Annotated in this window: 18 protein-coding genes; 11 read left to right on the top strand and 7 right to left on the bottom strand. The window is 61.6% G+C overall.

The genetic code is table 11. From position 1 onward, the window contains the following. Positions 1-2 precede the first annotated feature (2 nt). The 6 genes from PV760_RS11030 to PV760_RS11055 all read left to right on the top strand — a co-directional run bounded on the left by PV760_RS11030 (position 3) and on the right by PV760_RS11055 (position 5,756). Complete coding sequence (locus PV760_RS11030) at positions 3-902, top strand: sugar phosphate isomerase/epimerase family protein (RefSeq protein ID WP_354627739.1); 900 nt, start codon at positions 3-5, stop codon at positions 900-902. After that, positions 902-1,894 carry a Gfo/Idh/MocA family protein gene (locus tag PV760_RS11035; protein ID WP_354627740.1) on the top strand — a complete coding sequence of 331 codons (993 nt, stop codon included), beginning with the start codon at positions 902-904 and terminating at the stop codon, positions 1,892-1,894. The genes PV760_RS11030 and PV760_RS11035 overlap by 1 nt, the downstream gene beginning before the upstream one ends. A gap of 172 nt (positions 1,895-2,066) precedes the next feature. Next, complete coding sequence (locus tag PV760_RS11040) at positions 2,067-3,206, top strand: MFS transporter (RefSeq protein ID WP_354627741.1); 1,140 nt, start codon at positions 2,067-2,069, stop codon at positions 3,204-3,206. 29 nt (positions 3,207-3,235) lie between these two features. Then, positions 3,236-4,270 carry a Gfo/Idh/MocA family protein gene (locus PV760_RS11045; RefSeq protein ID WP_055976343.1) on the top strand — a complete coding sequence of 345 codons (1,035 nt, stop codon included), beginning with the start codon at positions 3,236-3,238 and terminating at the stop codon, positions 4,268-4,270. A 136-nt stretch (positions 4,271-4,406) separates the two neighbouring features. Continuing rightward, on the top strand, positions 4,407-5,156 hold the full coding sequence (locus PV760_RS11050; RefSeq protein WP_079581318.1) for an SDR family NAD(P)-dependent oxidoreductase: 750 nt from the start codon (positions 4,407-4,409) through the stop codon (positions 5,154-5,156). Between the two features lie 147 nt (positions 5,157-5,303). Continuing rightward, the gene (locus tag PV760_RS11055; RefSeq protein WP_079581317.1) at positions 5,304-5,756 is read left to right on the top strand and encodes a VOC family protein; all 453 of its coding nucleotides are present in this window, start codon (positions 5,304-5,306) and stop codon (positions 5,754-5,756) included. A gap of 168 nt (positions 5,757-5,924) precedes the next feature. Here the strand turns inward: PV760_RS11055 and PV760_RS11060 are convergent, their stop codons facing one another. From PV760_RS11060 to PV760_RS11085, 6 genes are all read right to left on the bottom strand, one after another. Next, positions 5,925-6,785, bottom strand: coding sequence for a carbohydrate ABC transporter permease (locus tag PV760_RS11060; protein WP_018778609.1), 861 nt, complete (start codon positions 6,783-6,785; stop codon positions 5,925-5,927). Further along, positions 6,782-7,624: a carbohydrate ABC transporter permease gene (locus tag PV760_RS11065; protein WP_018778608.1), complete on the bottom strand. Its 843-nt coding sequence runs from the start codon at positions 7,622-7,624 to the stop codon at positions 6,782-6,784. Before PV760_RS11065 ends, PV760_RS11060 begins: the two co-directional genes overlap by 4 nt. A 145-nt stretch (positions 7,625-7,769) precedes the next feature. Continuing rightward, complete coding sequence (locus PV760_RS11070; RefSeq protein WP_354627742.1) at positions 7,770-9,026, bottom strand: ABC transporter substrate-binding protein; 1,257 nt, start codon at positions 9,024-9,026, stop codon at positions 7,770-7,772. Between the two features lie 473 nt (positions 9,027-9,499). Beyond that, positions 9,500-10,870 carry an L-serine ammonia-lyase gene (locus tag PV760_RS11075; RefSeq protein ID WP_079581315.1) on the bottom strand — a complete coding sequence of 457 codons (1,371 nt, stop codon included), beginning with the start codon at positions 10,868-10,870 and terminating at the stop codon, positions 9,500-9,502. A gap of 131 nt (positions 10,871-11,001) precedes the next feature. After that, a complete protein-coding gene (locus PV760_RS11080) occupies positions 11,002-11,895 on the bottom strand; it encodes a LysR family transcriptional regulator (RefSeq protein WP_055976335.1) in 894 nt (297 codons plus the stop codon). A gap of 45 nt (positions 11,896-11,940) precedes the next feature. Then, complete coding sequence (locus PV760_RS11085) at positions 11,941-12,933, bottom strand: Lrp/AsnC family transcriptional regulator (protein WP_235338904.1); 993 nt, start codon at positions 12,931-12,933, stop codon at positions 11,941-11,943. A gap of 114 nt (positions 12,934-13,047) precedes the next feature. Between PV760_RS11085 and PV760_RS11090 the strand changes: the two genes are divergently transcribed. Together PV760_RS11090 and PV760_RS11095 are read left to right on the top strand one after the other, a co-directional pair. Continuing rightward, a complete protein-coding gene (locus tag PV760_RS11090; protein ID WP_354627743.1) occupies positions 13,048-14,502 on the top strand; it encodes an MFS transporter in 1,455 nt (484 codons plus the stop codon). 25 nt (positions 14,503-14,527) lie between these two features. After that, positions 14,528-15,757, top strand: coding sequence for an amidohydrolase (locus PV760_RS11095; RefSeq protein WP_018778602.1), 1,230 nt, complete (start codon positions 14,528-14,530; stop codon positions 15,755-15,757). 490 nt (positions 15,758-16,247) lie between these two features. On the opposite strand, the gene PV760_RS11100 is transcribed toward PV760_RS11095, so the two are convergent. Next, on the bottom strand, positions 16,248-17,429 hold the full coding sequence (locus PV760_RS11100; protein WP_354627744.1) for an ROK family transcriptional regulator: 1,182 nt from the start codon (positions 17,427-17,429) through the stop codon (positions 16,248-16,250). 111 nt (positions 17,430-17,540) lie between these two features. Here PV760_RS11100 and PV760_RS11105 point away from each other — a divergent pair, with 111 nt between their 5' ends. The 3 genes from PV760_RS11105 to PV760_RS11115 are packed head-to-tail and all read left to right on the top strand — an operon-like array spanning position 17,541 to position 20,298. After that, on the top strand, positions 17,541-18,431 hold the full coding sequence (locus PV760_RS11105; protein WP_354627745.1) for an ABC transporter permease: 891 nt from the start codon (positions 17,541-17,543) through the stop codon (positions 18,429-18,431). A gap of 9 nt (positions 18,432-18,440) precedes the next feature. Next, positions 18,441-19,232 (top strand): ABC transporter ATP-binding protein, encoded by a 792-nt coding sequence (locus PV760_RS11110; RefSeq protein ID WP_354627746.1) that lies wholly within the window; start codon positions 18,441-18,443, stop codon positions 19,230-19,232. A 49-nt stretch (positions 19,233-19,281) separates the two neighbouring features. Beyond that, positions 19,282-20,298: an aliphatic sulfonate ABC transporter substrate-binding protein gene (locus tag PV760_RS11115; RefSeq protein WP_354627747.1), complete on the top strand. Its 1,017-nt coding sequence runs from the start codon at positions 19,282-19,284 to the stop codon at positions 20,296-20,298. Positions 20,299-20,300: the final 2 nt, after the last annotated feature.

Below are 20,300 nucleotides of genomic sequence, written 5' to 3' on the forward strand. Positions count from 1 at the left end.
CAATGCGGCTAGCGGGTCACACACTAGGCACCCCGAACCACACGGTTCCCCAAGCACTTAGTCTCTTCCGGGCCGCAGGGCTCGATGCGGCAGAAGTCATCTACCAGGACGACTACAAGTCCGGCTTGCCCCTAGGGGACCGGCACTCCGCGGCGGAGGCACTCAAAGCGTCCGAAGGCGAAGGCATCCCCATCGTGGGACTAACGCCGTACACCACCGCCATCAACTCACTGGACGATGCCGAATGGCGCAAAGCCGTCGACGAATTTCGTGGAGCCATAGATACCGCACAACTGCTCGGGGCTGACAGGGTCCGCGTCTACGCCGGCTCCTGGCACCCCGGAGACACCGACCACGCTACGCGGTGGGGGCAGTTGCGCAAAGCCTTGGAGACCCTCGCGCCCGAAGCCCATCAAGCCGGCGTCCGCCTTTGCGTAGAGAACCACTTCGGCACGATGACCCAGACCGCAGCGGACACCGCGGCACTCGTCCGGGAAATTGCCCAGCCCTCCGTCCGCGTGCTCTACGACCAGGCCAACCTGACCTTCACGCACGACGAAAGCTACGAAGAAGCCTTCGCCGTCCAAGGTGACGTGATCGGCCACGTCCACGTCAAAGACCTTGTCTTCACCGACCCGACGGCGACCTTCCGAGCTTCGGAGACGGCCAGGGTCAACGCCTCAGAGCGTGCAGTCCGGTCACGTGTGGTCGGAAGCGGCGTTGTACCGTGGTCACCGATTCTCGCCGCTCTGCTGAAGCACGGCTACGACGATGTACTGAGCATCGAACTCGAATACCGCTGGCACCCGCAAGATCTCCCCACCCCCGAGGATGGATTCCGGGAATCCGCCGCAGTCCTGCGCTCAATGCTCACTGATTTGGCCGAAGTAAGGAACGCCTGATGAACACCAATCGCCTCCGTGTCGGAGTTATCGGCGCCGGCAACATCGCCACCATCGCGCAACTGCCCACCCTCGTCCAACGGGACGACGTCGAGCTGGCCGCCTTGGTTTCCCGGCGCGAAGATCCCAGCGGCCTGGTGCGGCGCTGGGGCTTCAACGCCGCCTACAAGACAGTGGAGGAGATGCTGGCCGCGCAGGAACTGGATGCAGTGTTCGTGCTGACCCCGCGCTCCGAGCACGCCCACGCCGTCGAGCTTTGCCTCAACCGCGACGTGGACGTGTTCTGCGAGAAACCGCTTGCCCCAGCGACAGCTGAGGCAGAGCATTTGGCAGACCTCGCCGACGAGCGGGGACGGATACTCATGGTTGACTTCAACCGGCGCTATGCACCCGTCTACACGGCCGGCCGGGAGGCTTTTGGCGACAAAGGCGCCACCTTCTGCGTTGCCCAAAAGAACCGCCCTGGATCCGAATATCGTGCAACGTTCGAGAACGCCATCCACATGGTCGATCTCCTGCGCTGGTACTGCGGGGGCGAACCTGAGCACGTGGCCGCCCACGCTGCTGGTGAAGATCCTTGGGAAGAAGACGGAATCGCAGCGACCATCCGCTTCAGCACCGGTAACACCGGTGTCCTGATGGCAGCCCGAACAGCGGGAGCATGGAACGAGAAACTGGACGCCTACGGTGACGGGAAGACCGTCGAAGTCAGGGCGCCCGAAACAGTTTCCACCACCATCAACGGCGTCACTACCTCACGGGAACTCAGCGCCGAAGCGTATGGCTGGGCTACTGCGACAGACACCCTCGGATTCTCAGCCGCCGTTCACCATTTCCTGGACCGGGTGGCCGACAGGGCCCAGCCGCTGACTTCAGGCCGCGAAGCAGTACGCACCCAGCGCCTGCTGGACCAGATCCTCGCCGCGGCCGGCCTGCCCACAGAGGAGCAAACGGGGCGCGAATGGGCGAGCCACGCAGTCAACGCAAGCTGAATCTTTACTCACGTAAGGAGGTGTCACCATCGCTCTCCTTCGTGCTCGTAGGGATGCATCGGAAGTCGTCGGAGCCGGGAAGCGGCCACTTCGTGGACGTTTCACCGCCCTTGCCGGCATCCTGCTGGTTGCCTTTAGCGCTCGCGAAGCGGTTTCGGCGGCGTCTCCGCTCTTGGGCCGAATTGGCACGGACCTTCCCTTTGACGCCCTGACCACAGGAATTCTCGGAATGCTGCCGACCGCCAGCTTCGCAGTGGTGGGCTTCGCTGCCCTTCCGCTCCTGCGGCGCCTCCAGCTGGAGCACCTCCTAATGATTGCGATCCTGCTAACAACATTGGGTCAGCTAGGCCGCGCAGTGGGATGGAATGTCCTGGCATTCCTGGTGTTCACCTGTGTCGCCATGCTCGGGATTGGTCTGGTCAATGTCGTGGCTCCACCTCTCCTGGCGAAGTACTTCCCAGACAGAATCGGTCTTCTCGCAGCGATCCACGTCACACTCCTGGGTGTCAGCACGGCAGTGGCCGCCCAATTCGCCATTCCTTTGGATGCTCTTTATGGCTGGCGTTTCTCCATCGGTATTTGGGCTGCCCTCAGCGCCTTGGCTGCGGTCCCGTGGCTGATTCTTCTTGTGGCCAGAAGGACCGTTGCCCGCTCGGGGGACCATGCAGCGGAGGGCAGGCAGTTGCCTTCTGCGAATGGAGTCAGACCGTGGCGATCAGCTATCGGCTGGGGCACAGCATTGGTTTTTGCTGGTTGTTCCAGCAATACTTTTGCGGCGCTCACTTGGCTCCCGGCTGTCCTCGTTGACAGAGGACTGAGCCAGGAAACTGCCGGATCCATGCTGGCGCTCTATTCAATTCTTGCTCTGCCGGTCGCTTTGATTGTGCCCATGGTTGTTGTGAGGATGTCCCGGCCACTACCTGTTGCCGTCCTGTTTGTCGTAGCTTTCGCCTTAGGCTACGGCGGAATCATGATGGCGCCGCCAGCTTCGGCAGCCTTGTGGGTCGTCATTGCCGGGCTGGGCCAGGGCGCCTATTCCTTTGCATTCATCATGATCAATAAGCGAACACGAACGCAGTCCGGTTCAGGAAGTCTGTCTGCGTTTTCCCAAGGAACCGGCTATGCCCTCGCAAGCGTCGGCCCGTTCCTTTTCGCGCTCCTGCACACTCCCGGGGATGGTTGGCTGCCCTCGTTCGGCATGCTCGGTGTCTGGCTCCTGGTGCTTGTGGCAGGGGCCATCATGGTCAACAAACCACGCATGCTTGAAGACACCACAGTCTGGTGCCGCCGTTCCAAGCAACCGATTCATTAATTTTCGAACCAACTCAAAGGAGAGATTACATGAGCACCGCTTATGGCCCTGGGCCTGATCTTTGCGCGTCCGACATCATGACGACGGCGACACAGCCCCCGCGCGTCGCCGTGGTGGGCGCGGCCGGGTGGGCAGGATCCCGTCATGCCCGGGCTTTCGCCCAGGTGGGCGCCAACGTCACCCACCTTGTGGAGAAGGACGAACGGGCGGTTTCATTGGCTGACGAGCTGGGCGCGCGGGTGGTGCCCGGCATCCAGGACCTTCATTCTGATCAACTGGACTTGGTCGTGGTAGCGCTACCCACCACTCTGCAACCGGAAATCTGTGCAGATTTGCTGAACAGGGGATTCCGGGTGCTGACGGAAAAGCCCGTGGCGGCAGATACAGCAGGTGCCGCCGTCGTGTCCGCCGCTATAGGAGTGAACGAACGACTCATGGTGGGCTATACACTCCATCAGCATCCCGCCGTCGAACTCCTCTCCGAGTGGATCCGAGACAACGACGTGATCGCTGTCAACGTTCGATCGGTCGCCCACAAGGAGACCATCGACTCATGGCGCGCTGATCCGGGTGAGGGCGGCGTTGCGGTGGTAAACGGGATTCATGCCATCGAACTGGTCTCTTCGTGGTTCGAGGGTGACCCAAAAGTCCTTGCCACAAGCGTCAGCAGCAGCCTGTACGGGTCTCCGGTACCGGAACACGTCGTTTCCACGCTCGAATTCCCGTCTGGCGTGGTGTTCACTCTGCAGACTTACTGGTCTCCCTGGCAGGAACCCCAAGGGCTCAACCAGGGGGATTGGAGCCTCACCGTGGATGTTCTGGCCACTGGCGGCCGTATGTTGTGGTCGAACGATTCCCTTCACGTGTGGAACCGTGACGGCGGACAACAGGAGAAAAACTTCGAGCCCTCGGACCTCTTCCTGCGCCAGGCAGCAGCAGCCGTGAGGTTCTGCAGGGGTGACGCGCCTGCCGTTACGTTTGCCCAGGCGCTCCGCGCCACGGAAATCGCCGACGCCGTTCAGGCGGCCTCGGCCTCCGGCGCTCCGGAGGTGCCAGCCCCCTAAGCACCAATCGAACCGATCAAAGGTCGACCCGCCGAACCGAGCATTATCGAGTAAGGAAAATGAACATGAAACCAGCACCTCACACTCCGACCGCACGAGCACTGCGCTCGAGCTGCACCCGGAACGGAGAGAACCGATGAGCCTCAAAGACCAAGTGGTCCTGGTAACGGGATCAAGCGGAGGAATCGGCGACGCCGCGGTCACCGCACTCATAGCCGCCGGAGCCAAGGTCATCGGCGCCGATCGTTCCCCCAAAGAGGACCAGTCCTTGGAGGCGTTTTACCCCCTCGACATCACCTCGGAACAACAATGCGCTACGGTCATACAGGACATCCAAGCCCAACACGGCCGTGTTGATGTCCTCATCCATGCAGCAGGAGTGCTCGGTCCCACCCCGGACATCATGGAAACAACCACCGAAGAGTTCGACTCCATCCTGAGGATCAACGCCACCGCGACTTTCACCATGGTCCGGGAGACCGCAAAATCCATGCTTGCGACCGGCACGGCCGGCTCCATCGTGGTCCTGTCCTCAGTTGCGGCCAAAGAATCACGCCTCAACTACCTGCCCTACAACGCGAGCAAGCTCGCCGTCCTCCACATCATGTGGTCCTTTGCCGAACTGCTCGGACCCAATGGAATCTCTGTAAACGCGATCGCACCAGGACCGGTGAACACACCCATGTGGGCACAATTTGCCCGGGATTCCGGTCCGGACGCTGCAGCCAACCGAGCGAAGAGGGCAGCGCAGCTGCCGATGCGCCGGTTCGCTGAACCCGATGAAGTAGCCCGGGCCATCCTGTTCCTTTCAGATCCCGACAACCGCTACATCACGGGGGTGTCCTTGGACGTGGCCGGCGGGGCACATCTGGGAATAGGAACCTGAGACACCCGACAGAGCTTGTCCATTGGCGGCCCGTGGCTGTGTGCCCTTGACTCACCCGGAGCAACATCAACGCCATAGGGCTGCCCTCATCCAGGAAGGTCATTGAGCAGTCAGAGACGAGTCCCTGACCTACGAAGGAGACACATAATGCGACATCACCACACTGCCCTGCACGTCACAGATATGGAGCGGAGCGAGCGATTCTATGTGGATGGCCTCGGACTGGCGCGTTTGGATGCCTGGACGTCGGGACCATATATCGGAGAACTTTACGGCCGTCCTGACGTGACCGTTAGAGCCATGCTTCTCGCTACCAGCGACGGATCCTTCCGGCTGGAACTAGCACATGCCGAGCCGCTACTGCCAGCAGTTGATCCATCACGGGCGCAACCGGGCACAGCTCACCTGGCCTTTACAGACATTGACGTTCGAGAGGTTTACGCCAGGATGACAGCGCTGGGTTACAGCGCGGTGTCTGAACCCGTTGCCCCGACCTCGGGCCCCATTGCCGGCGGGTGGTTGGTTTACCTCCTCGATCCTGACGGAAATCGTGTGGAGCTGATTCAGCCGCCGGACTGGCGCCCAAGCCAGGACACGTAAGGCGCCCGCCGGCTGAATGACGCGCCGGCCCCGCCACCCCCGACTGCTTCGGGGGTGCAAGAGCTCCGCTCAATGTTGTGCAAAAGCAGGCCCCGTGAGCCGTCGGCGACGGTCACAGGGCCTGCTTTTTGTGTGTTGCGGGAGAGTGCGGCTGGTTGGTGCGTCGACTTACCCCTTGACACCACCGGAGGTCATGCCGGCCACAAACCAGCGCTGGAATGCCAGGAAGATTGAGAGAACAGGGATGAAGGCAACCACGATGAAGGCGGCGAAGAGTCCCCAGAAGCTACCGAAGCCGGTGGTTATGTATCGCACTATGCCGTTCTGCACGGTCTTCATGTCTTCAGTGGTGGCGAGGACAGTTCCGACAAGGAAGTCGTTCCAAACGAACACGAAGATGAAGATGGCGACGGCAGCGATACCAGGACGGATGAGAGGGAGGATGATGCGCCACAGGATCTGCATCCGGGAGCAGCCATCGATGGCGGCCGCTTCCTCGATTTCCACAGGAATATTCTCGATGAAATTACGTAAGAACAGGATGGTTTGTCCGCAGATGATTGCCGTGTAGACGATGATCATCATGGGGTAAGTGTTGATTAATGCGGTCTTGACGAACATCGAGTACAGCGCGATAAAGACTACGATGGCCGGGACCATGGACAGGACCAGAATCCCTGTCATCAGAGTTTCCATGCGGCGGCTCCGATACCTTGTGGCCACATACGCCGCAGGGATACAGATGGCCAGAGCCAGGACGATAGAGCCGCCGGCATAGATGAGGGAATTTACGAAGAATCGGATGTTGGTCGAGGTCAGAAGGCCGACATAGCCCTCGGATGAGAATGGGGCCGGTATCCATTTTGGCGGGAATTCCAGTGTGCCTGAACCGGTCTTCAGTGACGTGGACACAATCCATGCGACCGGCGGGAGTACGACCGTTGCGGAGAGGATGATGTACGCCCAGGCAGGGACTGCCCGGATGAAACTGCCCAAGCGCCGCTGGCGGCGCGGGGTTGTGATGCTCACAGGCTTTCCTTCCGTCGGAAGCGAATGGCGACGAGGGTCAGGACAATGTTGACGGCGAAGAGCAGGATTGCCGTTGCTGATGCTCCGGAGAGATCAAACTTGTCGAACATCTGGTTATAGACCCGCATGGACAGGGTTTCTGTAGAACCGATGGGGCCTCCTCTTGTGGTGACGAGGATGATGGTGACCATCTGCACATAGAGCATGAGAAGGACGACCACGACGGAGACGATGGTGTTGCGCAAGTAGGGCAGCGTGATGTTCACGAACTGGTGCCAAATACCGCCGCCGTCCACTTTGAGGCTTTCGCGGAGCTCCTCAGGAATCGTTTGAAGGGCGCCCAGGAAGAGGAGCATCGCTTGCGGGTAGGACCACCAGGCTGTCATCAGTGTTACTGCAACCAGCGCACTGGTCGGTGTTGAGAATACGTCCGTGGGACCGAACCCGAGGGACTTGGTGATCGCTGATGCTGGGCCGTAGTTGGGGTTGAGGAACCACAGCCAGATTGTTCCTGCAGTGGCCTGGGACATCAGCCAGGGAAGGAGGAAGAGGCTCCGGACCGAACGCTTGAAGCGGTGAAGGTTGTTGAGCACGATTGCAGATAGCAGCCCTGCCGGCAAAGCGATTACCAAGGCCCCGAGCGAGAACACCAAGGTTGTCCATATGCGGCTCGGCAGGTCGGAGTCTGAGAACAATCGGGCAAAGGAATTCAGACCCGAGAATTTGCCAATCTGGTAATACGACGTCTCGTGCAGGGCCGTCCACGCTGTGTAGATGAGCGGCCCCACAAATACAAAGAGGAAGACGGCGCTGACCGGGAGGACGTAGAGCCATACCATTCGATCCCTACGGACTCGGCGGCGGGTCTGGGTGCCTAAGGGCGACGTTGGGGTCTTGCGTGGGCTGCGGATGGGGCTTTTGGTTGACATTATCTGTCCCTTCCAGGGGGAGCCTGGTTTCCCAGGCTCCCCCTATTTCGGGCGGCTACTTCTTGTTGGCCGCGTCCTGGGCGGAACGAATAAAGTCGTTGCCTGATGAGCCGTTGAGAGTCAGCTTCTGCCCGGCTTGGGAGAGGCCAGTGGCAAGCGCGGTCCATGTATTGGAATACGTGCGTGGTTCACTGTTGGTCTTGACGTAGGCCGCGATGTCGTTGACCGTTTTTGCCTCTGGAGTGGAGAAGAACGGTTGCTGGTAGGTGGCGGCACGGGTGGGTACCTCACCGCCGGTTGCCATCAGCGCACCGGCTTCCGGCCCGGTCATGTACTCGATAAACTTCCAGGCAGCCTCGGTGTTTTTACTGCCGTTTCCGATCCCCAAGGTCCATCCAATGGTGGTACCTGTCGTGTCGCCGGTACTCGCCTTCGGCAGGGCCGTCCACTTGAGGTCCTTGTTCTGCGAGCCGAAGGAAACCGCTCGTTCTGTGCCCAGGACCGCCATCGCGACAGTGCCGCTCGCCATGCCGTCAGCTACCGTGCCGTACGTGTCGGATACGACGTTGCTACCAAGAGCCTTTGCGTCCCTGAGCTTGGCCAGGAAGTCACCAAACTCGTTGCCTTTGTCCGTCGCGAAATCAGCTTGACCATCCTTGTTCCAGATTTCCTGATCCACCTGGGACATGAAGCAGTTAAAGAAGGTACTGATGATGGCTGAGTTATCTGTGTCCGAGAAGCCCGTCCCGAACCCGGTAAAGCCAGCGGCGGCAGCCTTCTTGGCGACTTCGACAACCTCGTTGTATGTGGTCGGGACGGCCGCGCCGATCTGGCTAAGGATCTTTTGGTTGTAGTACAGGGCACAGGTTCGGTATTCGTACGGCACTGCAACAGGCTTGCCGTCGGGCCCCGCAAGAGTGTCTGTAGGACGCAGCCAATCAGTTACCTTCGAGGCGGCGTCCGGCAGAGGGGAGTAGACGCCGGCAGATGCCATCTGGGGAACGACGGGAGTGAACATCTTGAAGACATCAGGGGCCTGACCTGCTGCCGCGGCCTGAGGGAGTCTGTTCAACATGTCGCCCAACGAAACGACGGAGAGGTTGATCTTGATGTCCGGGTTGGCCGCCTCAAACTTGGCAATGTTTTCCTTCAGTGCCTTTGAACGCGGATTAGCCTGGCTGGGATCGAGGAAGTCCCAGTAGTTCAGAGTCACGGGACCTTTGGGTTCCGTAGCTGAGGGTGAACAGCCGCTGAGGGCAAGGCCGGCCACAACGGCTGTTACGAGCGCCAAGCCCCATCGCTTTTTGATCATGAATTTCTCCTGTGAATGGGTGTGCTGATGTGGGAGCATGCCGTGCTCAAGCGACGCGTGCTAAATGCGGGACTTCGACGGTAGGGAGAAGCCGATTGGTTCATCGAATCTCTCCTTTGAGATCGGTTGCATTTTCAGAAGTAGGACTGAGATCGGTTGCTGAGATCGGTTGCACTAAATTTAGGGCCGCGGGATGGCTCTGTCAAGGAAAGATTCGATATAGATCCGGAACGGACTAAATCCCTGAGTCAGCCTTGGGTGTCGACCTTTGAAAGCCGGAACCTTTCGGAGCCCACAAGCACGGGTTGAGCACCGCAGAGTGAACAGCCCGTGGCTTGGCGTGCTGGACTGGGCGTGCTGGTCTGACGTGGAGAAGTTCCAGCCGGAAATGCTGTCACCCGTGGTGGGCATCAGGGCTCTGACCCAGGATCCTCCGCCTGCTGTCGATCAATCAGGGGAGGCCGCTGCGGGCCTTAGCAAGCGATCACGTTAACAGCGAGGCCGCCGCGGGACGTTTCTTTGTACTTGCTTTTCATGTCTGCTCCTGTCTCGCGCATCGTCTTGATGGCTGTGTCAAGCGAGACGTGGTGGACGCCGTCTCCGCGCAGGCTGATCCGCGCAGCGTTGATGGCTTTGTTGCTGGCCATGGCGTTGCGTTCGATGCACGGGATCTGGACCAGGCCACCAACGGGGTCGCAGGTCAGCCCGAGGTTGTGCTCGATACCAATCTCGGCGGCGTTCTCCACCTGCTGGGGTGTGCCGCCCAGAATTTCGCACAGTGCGCCCGCTGCCATGGAACAGGCTGAGCCGACTTCCCCTTGGCAGCCGACTTCGGCGCCGGAGATGGAGGCGTTCTGCTTAAACAGGACACCTATGGCAGCTGCGGTGAGGAGGAATCGGATTACTGCTTCTTCGTTGGCTCCGGGTGTGAACATCATGTAGTAGTGCAGCACCGCTGGAATGATTCCGGCAGCGCCGTTGGTGGGGGCGGTGACGACGCGTCCACCCGTGGCGTTCTCTTCGTTCACCGCCAGGGCAAACAGGTTCACCCAGTCCACTGCACGCAAGGGATCGCTGGTGTCGTCTTTCGCTTGCAAGTCCGCCAGCAGCCGCGGCGCACGACGGCGGACCATCAGGTTCCCGGGCAGGTGTTCTTCCGTTCGGCTACAGCCGCGTGACACGCACTCTTTCATGGTTTCCCAGATGTGCATCAACTGCGCGCGGGTTTCCTCCTCGCTGCGCCAAGCGCTTTCGTTGGCGAGCATGACGTCGCTGATGGAAAGGCCTTCACGCTTGCAGTGGGCCAACAGTTCCTCGGCGTCGGAGAACGGGTAGGGGAGTTGTGTCGTCTCGGGATGCGAGTTCCCAACGTCATGCTCGTCAACGACGAAGCCGCCGCCCACTGAGTAGTAGACGCGTTCGCTCAGCATTCTCCCCTGATTGTCGAAGGCTTGGAACCGCATGCCGTTTGGATGCGCAGGCAATGACTTGCGCAGATGGAGCACCACGTCCTTGCTTCTGTTGAAGGTGATCATTCGGCGCCCTGCAAGCAATATCTTCCCGGCCTCAGTGGCTTCGTTGACCACAGTGTCTGCCGTCGTTGTGTCAACGGTTTCCGGCGACTCGCCCATGAATCCCAGGATGACCGCCTTATCCGAGCCGTGCCCGCGTCCGGTAGCCCCCAGCGAACCGAACAGTCCAGCATGAAGGCGATCAACGGCGTCGAACTTTCCTTCCCTCTCCAGTACTTCGACGAACGCGCGGGCGGCGCGCATCGGCCCCACGGTGTGGGACGACGAGGGGCCGATTCCGATTGAGAAAAGGTCAAGGGCACTTAAAGCCATGGCATACCTCCGGTGCAGATTTGGTGTGGGGTCTGCTACCAGCTTGGGTGCGAATGCGGTCAGCGTCTATCGGAAACTTTTGAACAGAACGTCAAGCAGAACTTAACAATTCGCCTGGACTCCCGCGCGCGTCACGCTTTGGGGCGGGCGTCAGTCGCTTTCCGCAGTTCGTCGACGACGGCCGCTACGGCCGGCGATTCCCGGCTGGCCGCCCGGTGCAAGACAATGATGTTGCGGCCGCAGCTTGGATCTACGCGACGCACCACCAGGTCGTCCGTTTCCCGGCCGAGGTTCAGTTCACTCATCAGAGCGACCCCGAGGCCACCACGGACCAATCCCAGGGTGGCCATCAGGTTTCGACAGTGGGCTATGACGTTCGGCTCGAATCCAGCGTCGCGGCAGGTTTGCAGGACGAATTGCTCAAAAACGCTGCCTTCCTGGTCCAGGATCCACCGTTCATCGGCGTAGTCGGCCAGCGTCGCAGCGTCCGGTGCCTCCCGGTCCTGGGGGAGGCAGAGGATGATTTCATCGCGGGCCAGAATAGTCTTCACGAGCCCCTCATCCTGGATGTCGTGCAGGTCATCCACCACTGCGACGTCGATGTGCCCTTCCCTCAACTGGGCCACACTTTCGAATGGTTCGAGGTCGGACACGGTGATGACGAGTCGCGGGTAGCTGGCCTGAAGGGACATAACGGCGGCGGGGAGCACCGTGCTGCAAAAGCTGGGGAAAGCGCTGATGGCGAGGTGTCCACGGACATCTGTCTGGAGCTTCTTTAAGTTCGCCTCGGCCGCCTCAACTTCAGCAGCTATCCGGCCAAAATGCTTCACCAGCATGACTCCGGCTTCCGTCAGCCGCACTTTCCGGCCGGCACGGATCAGGAGCGCCAGCCCGGCCTCCCGTTCAAGCACGGCCAACTGCTGGCTGACCGCCGACGTTGTCATATGGAGCTTGGCGGCAACGGCCGTCATGGTTCCCTCAACCTCAAGGGTCTTGAGGATTTGCAGGCGTCGGATATCGAGCACGGGACCTCCCAGGGTTTAGGACCACTTAACCTCAGAACTGCGGTCTCAGCTACTTTCCGACGACGGGTGGACGAATCCCAGCGTCGCGGCCCCTTGTTCATCGATGAGCCGGCCGAGGTGCTTGCTCATCCTGAACACCACGCTGCGGTCAACGATGCGGGCGCTCGGCACGGCAGCTTCCATGGCAGCCTCGAAGCGCATGACATCGGACATTTCCTTCAGCCAGACCGCCACCACCAAGTTGTACTGGCTTGCGACGGCCAGCGCCGTTCGGGCTTCAGGAATCTTAGCCATGAGCCCCTTCATCTGCTGAACGTGCTTGGCGGCGGTCCGCATGAAGTACCAGGCATAGACAGGCCAACCCGTGACCGTGCGTGCGACGTCCGTGCGTATCCGCAGCATGCCATCGGCGCGCATGCGGGCCAGCCCATCCGCGACGCGCTGTTCGCTGAGTCCATGTTCTGCGGCAATGCGGCTGACGGGGCGCCGCCCATCTTCGGCCAGGCAATGGCGGAGCGCTGCTTCGACGTCAGGGTGCACGGTCCGCGGCGCCCGTGCCCGTGGTGGGCGGGGGCGGGGGACCCTGGCTGCCTCCTGCGGTGTGAGTGCGCGGAGCCTCCAATCGGAGGCCTCCATGACTACTTCGGTAACGAGATGCGTCTGGGTGTTCCTGACGCCTTCCAAGCCGCCGATGCGGTTGGTGACTGTGTCCCAGATGGAGAGCGGGGTGTCGGCGAGGACCGTGGCCAACAGATCCCGTCCGCCGGAGGTGTGGTCGAGGGTCATCACTTCCGGGATCTGCGCCAATTGGCGGGCCACGTCGCCCGTTTGCTGGGGCTTGCAGGTGATGTCCACCAGGGCCGATGCTCCGTCGGGGAAGATGCCGGTGACCCACGCGAGCCCGCGTTCCCGCAGCGAGTCCCAGCGCCTGGCGAGGGTTACGGCGTCGACTCCGATCATGGGGGCCAGTTCACTCCACGGCGCCCGACCTTCGATCTGAAGAGCATGGATGAGGCGCTCCTCGAGTGGATCAAGCATGTTTTCCGGCATAGACGACAGAATAGCCACGGAAAGCTGCAATTTCATCAATTGGAAACACGGCACTTCCATGATGTTGTGATCCCGTTCACTTCTCATCACATCGGAGCGCACATGCGTACAACGGCGCAGAAATCCACTACGGCGGCAGGAGCCGTCGGTTTCCTGGTGGTCATGGAGCTTGGCAGTGGCATACTTCAGGGCTGGCTGAATCCTCTCTTCTCTTCCATTGGTGAACACCATGGAGTCTCGGCAGCATCGCTGAATTGGATCAGCGCCGCCTACTTGCTGGCGACAGTGCTGGTGGTCCCTTTGCTGTCCAAGCTGGGTGACATCCACGGCCACAAGCGGATACTCATGATCTCCACGGCTATCGTTGCCGCGGCTTCCGTCTTGGTTGCCTTCGCCCCAAACTATGAACTGTTCCTTCTGGGACGTGCTATCCAAGCCCCGCTGGCCGTTTTCCTCCCCTTGGAATTCGCCATCGTCCATCAACGCGACTCTGAACGCTCCGGGCGAAGCATCGGCAGGCTTGTGGCGGCGTTGACCCTCGGCGCAACCATCGGCGGTCTCCTGGCCGGAATTGTCCTCGACGCGACTGAGAGCCTTTCCATCACTCTGCTGATGCCGGCGATCTTCATGGCCCTGTGCGTTCCTGGCATCGCGTTCTTCGTCAAGGAAAGCCCGCTGCGGAGCGAAGGGCGGGTGGATTATCTCGGTGCTGCACTGCTTGGCGGTGGCTTGGCTGCTCTCCTGGGAGGCGCTTCGAATCTCTCAACGTGGCCGCCGCTGACCACGGCCCTCGCGATGGCGGTCGGCATCGCCCTCCTGGCCGGCTGGGTGGTTTCAGCCCGCAGGACAGAACACCCCCTGGTGGACCTCACCATGCTCCTTCGTGGCGGCATTGGCCTTCCGATTGTCGTCGCCTTCCTTTACGGCGCGCAACTGTTCGGCGCCCAAGCACCCATCTCCGTCTACCTGCGCTCCGATCCGGCCACGCTTGGATTCGGCTTCGGCGCTGCTGCCTCTGCCGCGGGAACAATGCTCAGCATCATGGCTCTTGCGGCCTTCCTGGGTGCCTCGCTCAGCGACCGGGCATCCCGGCTGATCGGCGGCCCACGGAGTGTTGCCCTTGGGGGAGGGCTCAGCGCCATCGCGTACGTCCTCATGATTCTGGCGCCGGGTACCCTGGTGACCTTCGCGGTGTGGCTCGTCATGGCCGGACTCGGCGCGGGGCTGGTCAGCGGCACGCTCCCCACTTTGGTGGTCCAGCGGGCAGCAGCCGATTCAGTGGGGATCGCTTCGGGGTTGTACAACACAGCCCGCACCGCCGCCGGAGGAGTCGCCGGTGCTCTTTTCGCGCTGCTGATGGCAGCACTCACCACACCAACAGCCGCCGGAACGCGGGCGGCCACCGAACTGTCCTTCCACGCCGTTTGGTGGATCTGCGCCGGAGTCTGCGTCATCTTCGCCGTGGCCGTTCTGTTCATCCGGCCTGCCCGGGCCACACCGGTCGAATCAACCACATCGTCATCGAATGCCGACGACGTCCTCGAACCTGCCAACTAATCCACCTCGACACGAAGGATCAACAATGACCGTTTCCATCGACACCACCTCCCAGGACACTTTGCGCGACACCGTACGCGAGTCCGCTGCCGCCGTCGGGCCTTCCATCCTTGAACTTAGCCACAAGGTCCATGCACTGGCAGAGATCTCCTGGGAGGAACACGACTCAGCAGCGGCCGTGGCCGCTGTCCTCCGCGACGGCGGCTTCGAGGTGACCGAACGCGCCTATGATGTTCCGACGGCGATCGAGGCCGTCTACGGCACCGGCGAACTGACCGTGGTCATCTGTGCCGAATACGATGCCCTCCCCGAAGTCGGCCATGCGTGCGGGCACAACATGATCGCCGCAGCCGGCGTCGGCGCTGCGCTGGCCCTTAAGCCCGTGGCCGACGCCGCCGGACTGCGGATCAAACTCCTCGGCACTCCCGCGGAGGAACACGGCGGCGGAAAAGTCTCGCTGCTTCAGGCCGGAGCGTGGGAGGACGCAGCGTTCTCCCTTATGGTGCATGGCATGACGGGCGCTGAGCGGAGTGCGGCGGCCATTGGTATGGCCGCCGTCGAGCGCTTCGAAGTGCAGTTCAAAGGCAGCGAAGCCCACGCAGCCGGAGCCCCGGACAAGGCCATCAACGCAGGCGCGGCGGCGAGCCTGGCGCTGATGAACATGGCCGTCCTGCGGCAGCACCTGCCGGAGAACGCAAACACCAACGCGTTCATCTCGCACGGCGGCGGTGCCACCAACGTCATCGCCGGCGACTCCACGGTTCAGGTGGAAGTCCGCGCGGGAGACGTTGATGTTTGGCGGGACCTCAAGCGGCGCGTCCTCGCGTGCTTCGAAGGTGCGGCCATCGCCACCGGCTGCACCTGGACCCACCGGCAGACCGAGCACCCCTACGCCCCGCTCAATACCCACGTCGGGCTGGGCGAAGCATGGGACGCCAACATGGAAACCGTCGGAAGGCCCGTGGACACGACGCCCATCTTCGGGGGCGGTTCCTCCGACATGGGCAACGTTTCCCAGGTAGTCCCGTCCGTGCACGGCATGGTGGTGGTCCGCAACAGCACCGCGGTCCCGCACCACCCGGACTTCACCGCCGCCGCCATCTCACCGGAGGCGGACGAAGCCATTCTCGACGGCGCCACCGTCCTGGCACTCACCGTTCTGGATGCGGCTCTGGATACCTCACTCCGGGCCGAACTGCTGGAACTCCAGGCTGCGCGGGTTCCCGGCGCCACGACGGTGACGCTGGAAGCCTGATTCCCGCAGGTTGACCGGTGGCGTCTCTTAGTCGAAACGCTAAGGGGCGCCACCTCGTCGCGGTCGGGCCGTGCGCAGTGCGACGGGGACGGCTTCGTTTGATGCAAGACATACGAAGTTGCCGTGCCCTGCTACCAGACCCGGGCTAATCGGAGGTAAATGAGCAGTGGGGACAATGTCCACCCTTTCCACCACGGATTGCCCCGTTCTTCCGCCGGAATGCCCCGGATTCCGCATGTTTTCGCCATTTCCCAGTGTTTCCAAAGCCCTGAATCGCCTTCGAGTCCCACCTTCGGGCACGGCATACCCACTCGTCAGAGGGGTTTTTGCTTTTAAGCGTTGACAATTGTTGACACGGGTCTCTGCCGGGTTGGGCCTGGCTGCCGGGTGGCCTGTTCGGTCGTGGGGGCCGTCAGCGGGCAGATGAGACTGTTGCGCGTGAGCTTGCTTAGGTTGGATCGAAAATTGACTTAAGTAAATGAATAACTCATTAGTGATCTGGGCTCTGCGTCTTGAACATGAAGTTCGCGCCCCAACGATGCAGCGCGCTGAGGGCAGCGCCGTGACTGGCGTCGAATTCGGATCCCTCGTGCAGGATCAACTCCGGGCGAGGAAGCATGACGGCATCGCGCCGCGCATTGACTTCCCGCTCGGCAGCATCGAGCAGTCGCGGGCCCAGGCTGGCAAGTTTCCCGCTGAGGATGATGCGTCGCGGGTCGATCAGCATGGAGGCTCCGCTGAGGGCGATTCCCAAGGTGCGGCCAACCTCGGTGACAAGGTGCCGGGCGGCAGCATCGCCGTCGTTCGCCAAGACCGCCAGCCCGGATATGTCGTCGACGCGAAGCCCCGCCGCACGCGCACGTTCGATAACAACATCCAGGCCGATGCAAGCTTCAAGGCACCCACGCGAGCCGCACCAGCAACTCGGCCCCGCGGGGTCCACGCACATATGCCCCAACTCGCCCGCCGTGCCATGGCCGCCCCGGAACGTCGATGCGCCGTCAACAATGCCGGCACTTATTCCCGTGGACAAAACCACGTACAGCAGGCCCGCGCGCCCGACCCCGGAGGTTAGTTCTCCCAAGTGTCTGACGGCCGCGAGCTGCGTGTTGTTGTCCCAGAGAACGGGTGCGGGGATGAGCTTTCGGAGCTTTTCGAAGCTGACTCCCTCCGGGTCGGTGGTTCCCCCGCTTCCGTCCAGGGTGGACGGAAGATGACGTCCTGCTATGCCAATCCCGGTGCCCAGGACCGACGAGGGGTTCAGGACACCGGCAGAGATGAGTGTGCGCAACGAATGCAGCGCCACTCCCAGTCGTTTCTGGATGGATAGCCCGCTATCGACGGTGGTGAGCTTTTGGGCGTGGATCGTGCCATCCACGGTTGTCACCGTGACTGCCACACGGGCGCGTCCGAGCTCGATGCCCAAAGCGGCTCCCGCACTCCTCCTGGGAGCCAAAAGTGCCTGTGGCCTTCCATTTCGGCCTTCCCCGTAGGCGGCCATGCCGGTCTCCTCAAGCAAGCCGCGGCCCATCAAACGCGTCACGGCGCCGGAGAGGGTGGGGCGGGAGATCCCCAGGCGCTGCTGCAGCGCCAGCCGGGTGGCCGGACCTTCCGCCAGGAGAATCTCGACGATCTGCCGCTCGGTTGATCCTGCTTCTGTTAGCTCGGGCATAGGAGCATCATATCCGCCGCAGGCACCTGGAGAACACTTCAGGAAGCGAAAGCATCACGATTTATGTAAAAGGCATTGTCGTTAGTCAAATCACACATTAGAGTGATCCGCATGACATCGCAGTTCGCCGCAACAGGCAACATCAAAGAGGGGCCGGCAGTCCCTGGTAGTAAGCGTTCGGGCACCTCCCCTTCTTCGCCGGGAAAGCCAACAAAGTCGGCGCGACAACCGGCCGCAAGCCGGGAAAGCCGCATCGGGCGCACGTCCCTGCAGCTCATCAGCGTTCTGTCCGTCGTCTGTGGCATTGGCCTCTGGGCACTTGCCTCTGCCACCGGGGCGGTGGTCATTCCCGGACCGCGGGCAGTCCTGGACAAGGCCGTGGAGTTGGTCAGCACCGGTGTGCTGCCCTCGGACCTGGGGGCCAGCCTGGCCCGTGTTCTCACCGGTTTTGTGCTGGGCACCATTCTGGCCATTCCCGTAGGTTTCCTCATGGGGTGGTATCCGTTGATCCGTGCCGCAGCGGAACCCTACGTACAGTTCTTCCGCACCGTGCCGCCGCTGGCGATCATCCCGCTGGCGATCGTGATTATGGGCATCGACGAGACCCCTAAGATCTTCGTCATCTTCCTGGCATCGTTCCTGTCCTGCGTCGTGGCTACGTTCCAGGGCGTGGTGACCGTAGACAAGACTCTGATCAACGCGGCCCGCGTCCTTGGCGCCTCCAGCTTCGTGGTGTTCCGCCGGGTGGTCGTGCCAGCCTCAAGCCCGTTCATTCTGGTCGGCATGAGGATCGGCCTCGGCGCATCCTGGGCCACCGTAGTGGCGGCGGAACTTATCGCAGCACAGAGCGGCCTCGGTTTTCGCATGCAGCAAGCCCAGCTGTATTACGACCTTCCCACCATTTTCGTCCAGCTCATCTGCATCGGCACCCTGGGCCTCATCATGGACCGGGCGTTGCTCCTGCTCGAGGCCCGGCTGACCCGCTGGCAAGAACGCCGCTAGGAAGTGAACATGACTACCCAGACCAAAACCATGATCCGCTTTGAAAACATCCACCAGGAATTCGTCGTCGGCAAAACCAGCTTCACCGCCGTCGAGGACGTCTCCCTGAATATCGCCGATGGCGAATTCGTCACGGTAGTAGGCCCCTCCGGCTGCGGTAAGTCCACGCTGCTCAATGCGGCCGCCGGACTGCTGCAACCCACCAGTGGCCAGGTGGTGGTGGACGAAACACCAGTGGACGGACCCAGTCCACGCACCGGCGTCATATTTCAGCAATACGCGCTTTTCCCCTGGCTCACTGTCCGCAAGAACGTCGAGTTCGGTCTGGAATTGCAGAAGAAGCCGGCTGCCGAACGCCGCAGGGTCGTTGACCACTACCTGGACCTGGTGGGTCTGAGTCGCTTCGCAGATGCCCTGCCCAAGGAACTCTCGGGCGGTATGAAGCAGCGTTGCGCCATCGCCCGCGCCTACGCCGTAAACCCCGAAATCCTCCTCATGGATGAGCCTTTCGGCGCACTCGATGCCCTGACCCGCGTCCACATGCAGGAACAGCTTCTTGAAACCTGGGGAAGGGAACGCCGCACCGTATTGTTCGTCACCCACGACGTCGACGAGGCCGTCTACCTCGCGTCACGGGTGATCGTCATGGCCGCCCGTCCGGGACGTATCTACAAGGCGATCGACGTGAACCTTCCCTACCCGCGGGACAACAACCTGCGCCTCACCCGCGAATACGCCGACCTCCGCGCCCAGGTATGGGACGCGGTCTACAACCAGCCAGGTCAAGCTGACGACAACTGAACCTCAGCACCACCAACACTTTTATTCACGTATTCCACTGGAGGCACCCATGAAAGACTTCAACCGCAGAAACCTGCTCACCGCCGGGCTCGGCCTCGGCGCCGTCGCCGTCCTGGGCGCCTGCTCCGGCCAGGCCGCCACCCCGGCGCCATCCGGGGCGCCGTCACCACTGCCCATCAAGGTGGGCTACATCGCCGACTACAACGGTGCTGCCCTCCTTGCCGTGGCGGACAAGCAAGGCTTCTGGGCCAAGGCCGGCCTCAAGCCGGAGTTTGTGCCGTTCACCAACGGCCCGCTCGCCATCCAGGCCTTGGGCACCAACAACGTAGACGTCGCCTACATTGGTTCCGGCGCACTGTGGCTTCCTGCCTCAGGCAAGGCCGAAATTTGGGCCATCAACTCTGTCTCCAACGCGGACCGCATCATCGCCCAGCCCGGTGTCACATCTCTCGCTGATCTCAAAGGCAAGAAGATCGGTGTCCCAGCCGGCACGTCAGGGGATCAGTTGCTCAGCCTCGCACTGAAGAAAGACGGCCTGCAGCGGAGCGACTTCAACATCGTGCCCATGGATCCCTCCACCGCGGTGTCGGCGTTTGCTTCAAAGCAGATCGACGGCGCAGCTCTGTGGTATCCGTTGATAGACACCATCAAGGCCCGGATTCCGGAGATGGTAGAGCTCGCCAAGAACGAGGACTACGTCTCCGAACTGACTTTCCCCAGCACCTACGTGGCTCAGCCTGGACGGGCCCAAAAGGACAAGGAGCTCGCCACTCGGTTTATTGGCGTGGTCAAGGCATCCAACGACTACCGCCAGGACAATCAGGCAGCCACCATCACCGCCACAGCCGGGTTCCTCAAACTTGGCGAGGAGGTCCTCAAACCACAGGCCGGAATTGCCAAGACCTTCATCAGCGCCGAACTGGAAAAACTCAGCACGGACGGCACGGTGGGCAAGTGGCTCACCGGACTACAGGAACAGTTCGTCACTGACAAGAAACTCACAGCGGTGACCAGCCCCGACAAGTTCTATGACAGCGCCCTTTACGCCAACGCAAAGAAGGTCTAGCC

Source organism: Paenarthrobacter sp. CC6 (assembly GCF_040560085.1).
Lineage (GTDB): Bacteria > Actinomycetota > Actinomycetes > Actinomycetales > Micrococcaceae > Arthrobacter > Arthrobacter nicotinovorans.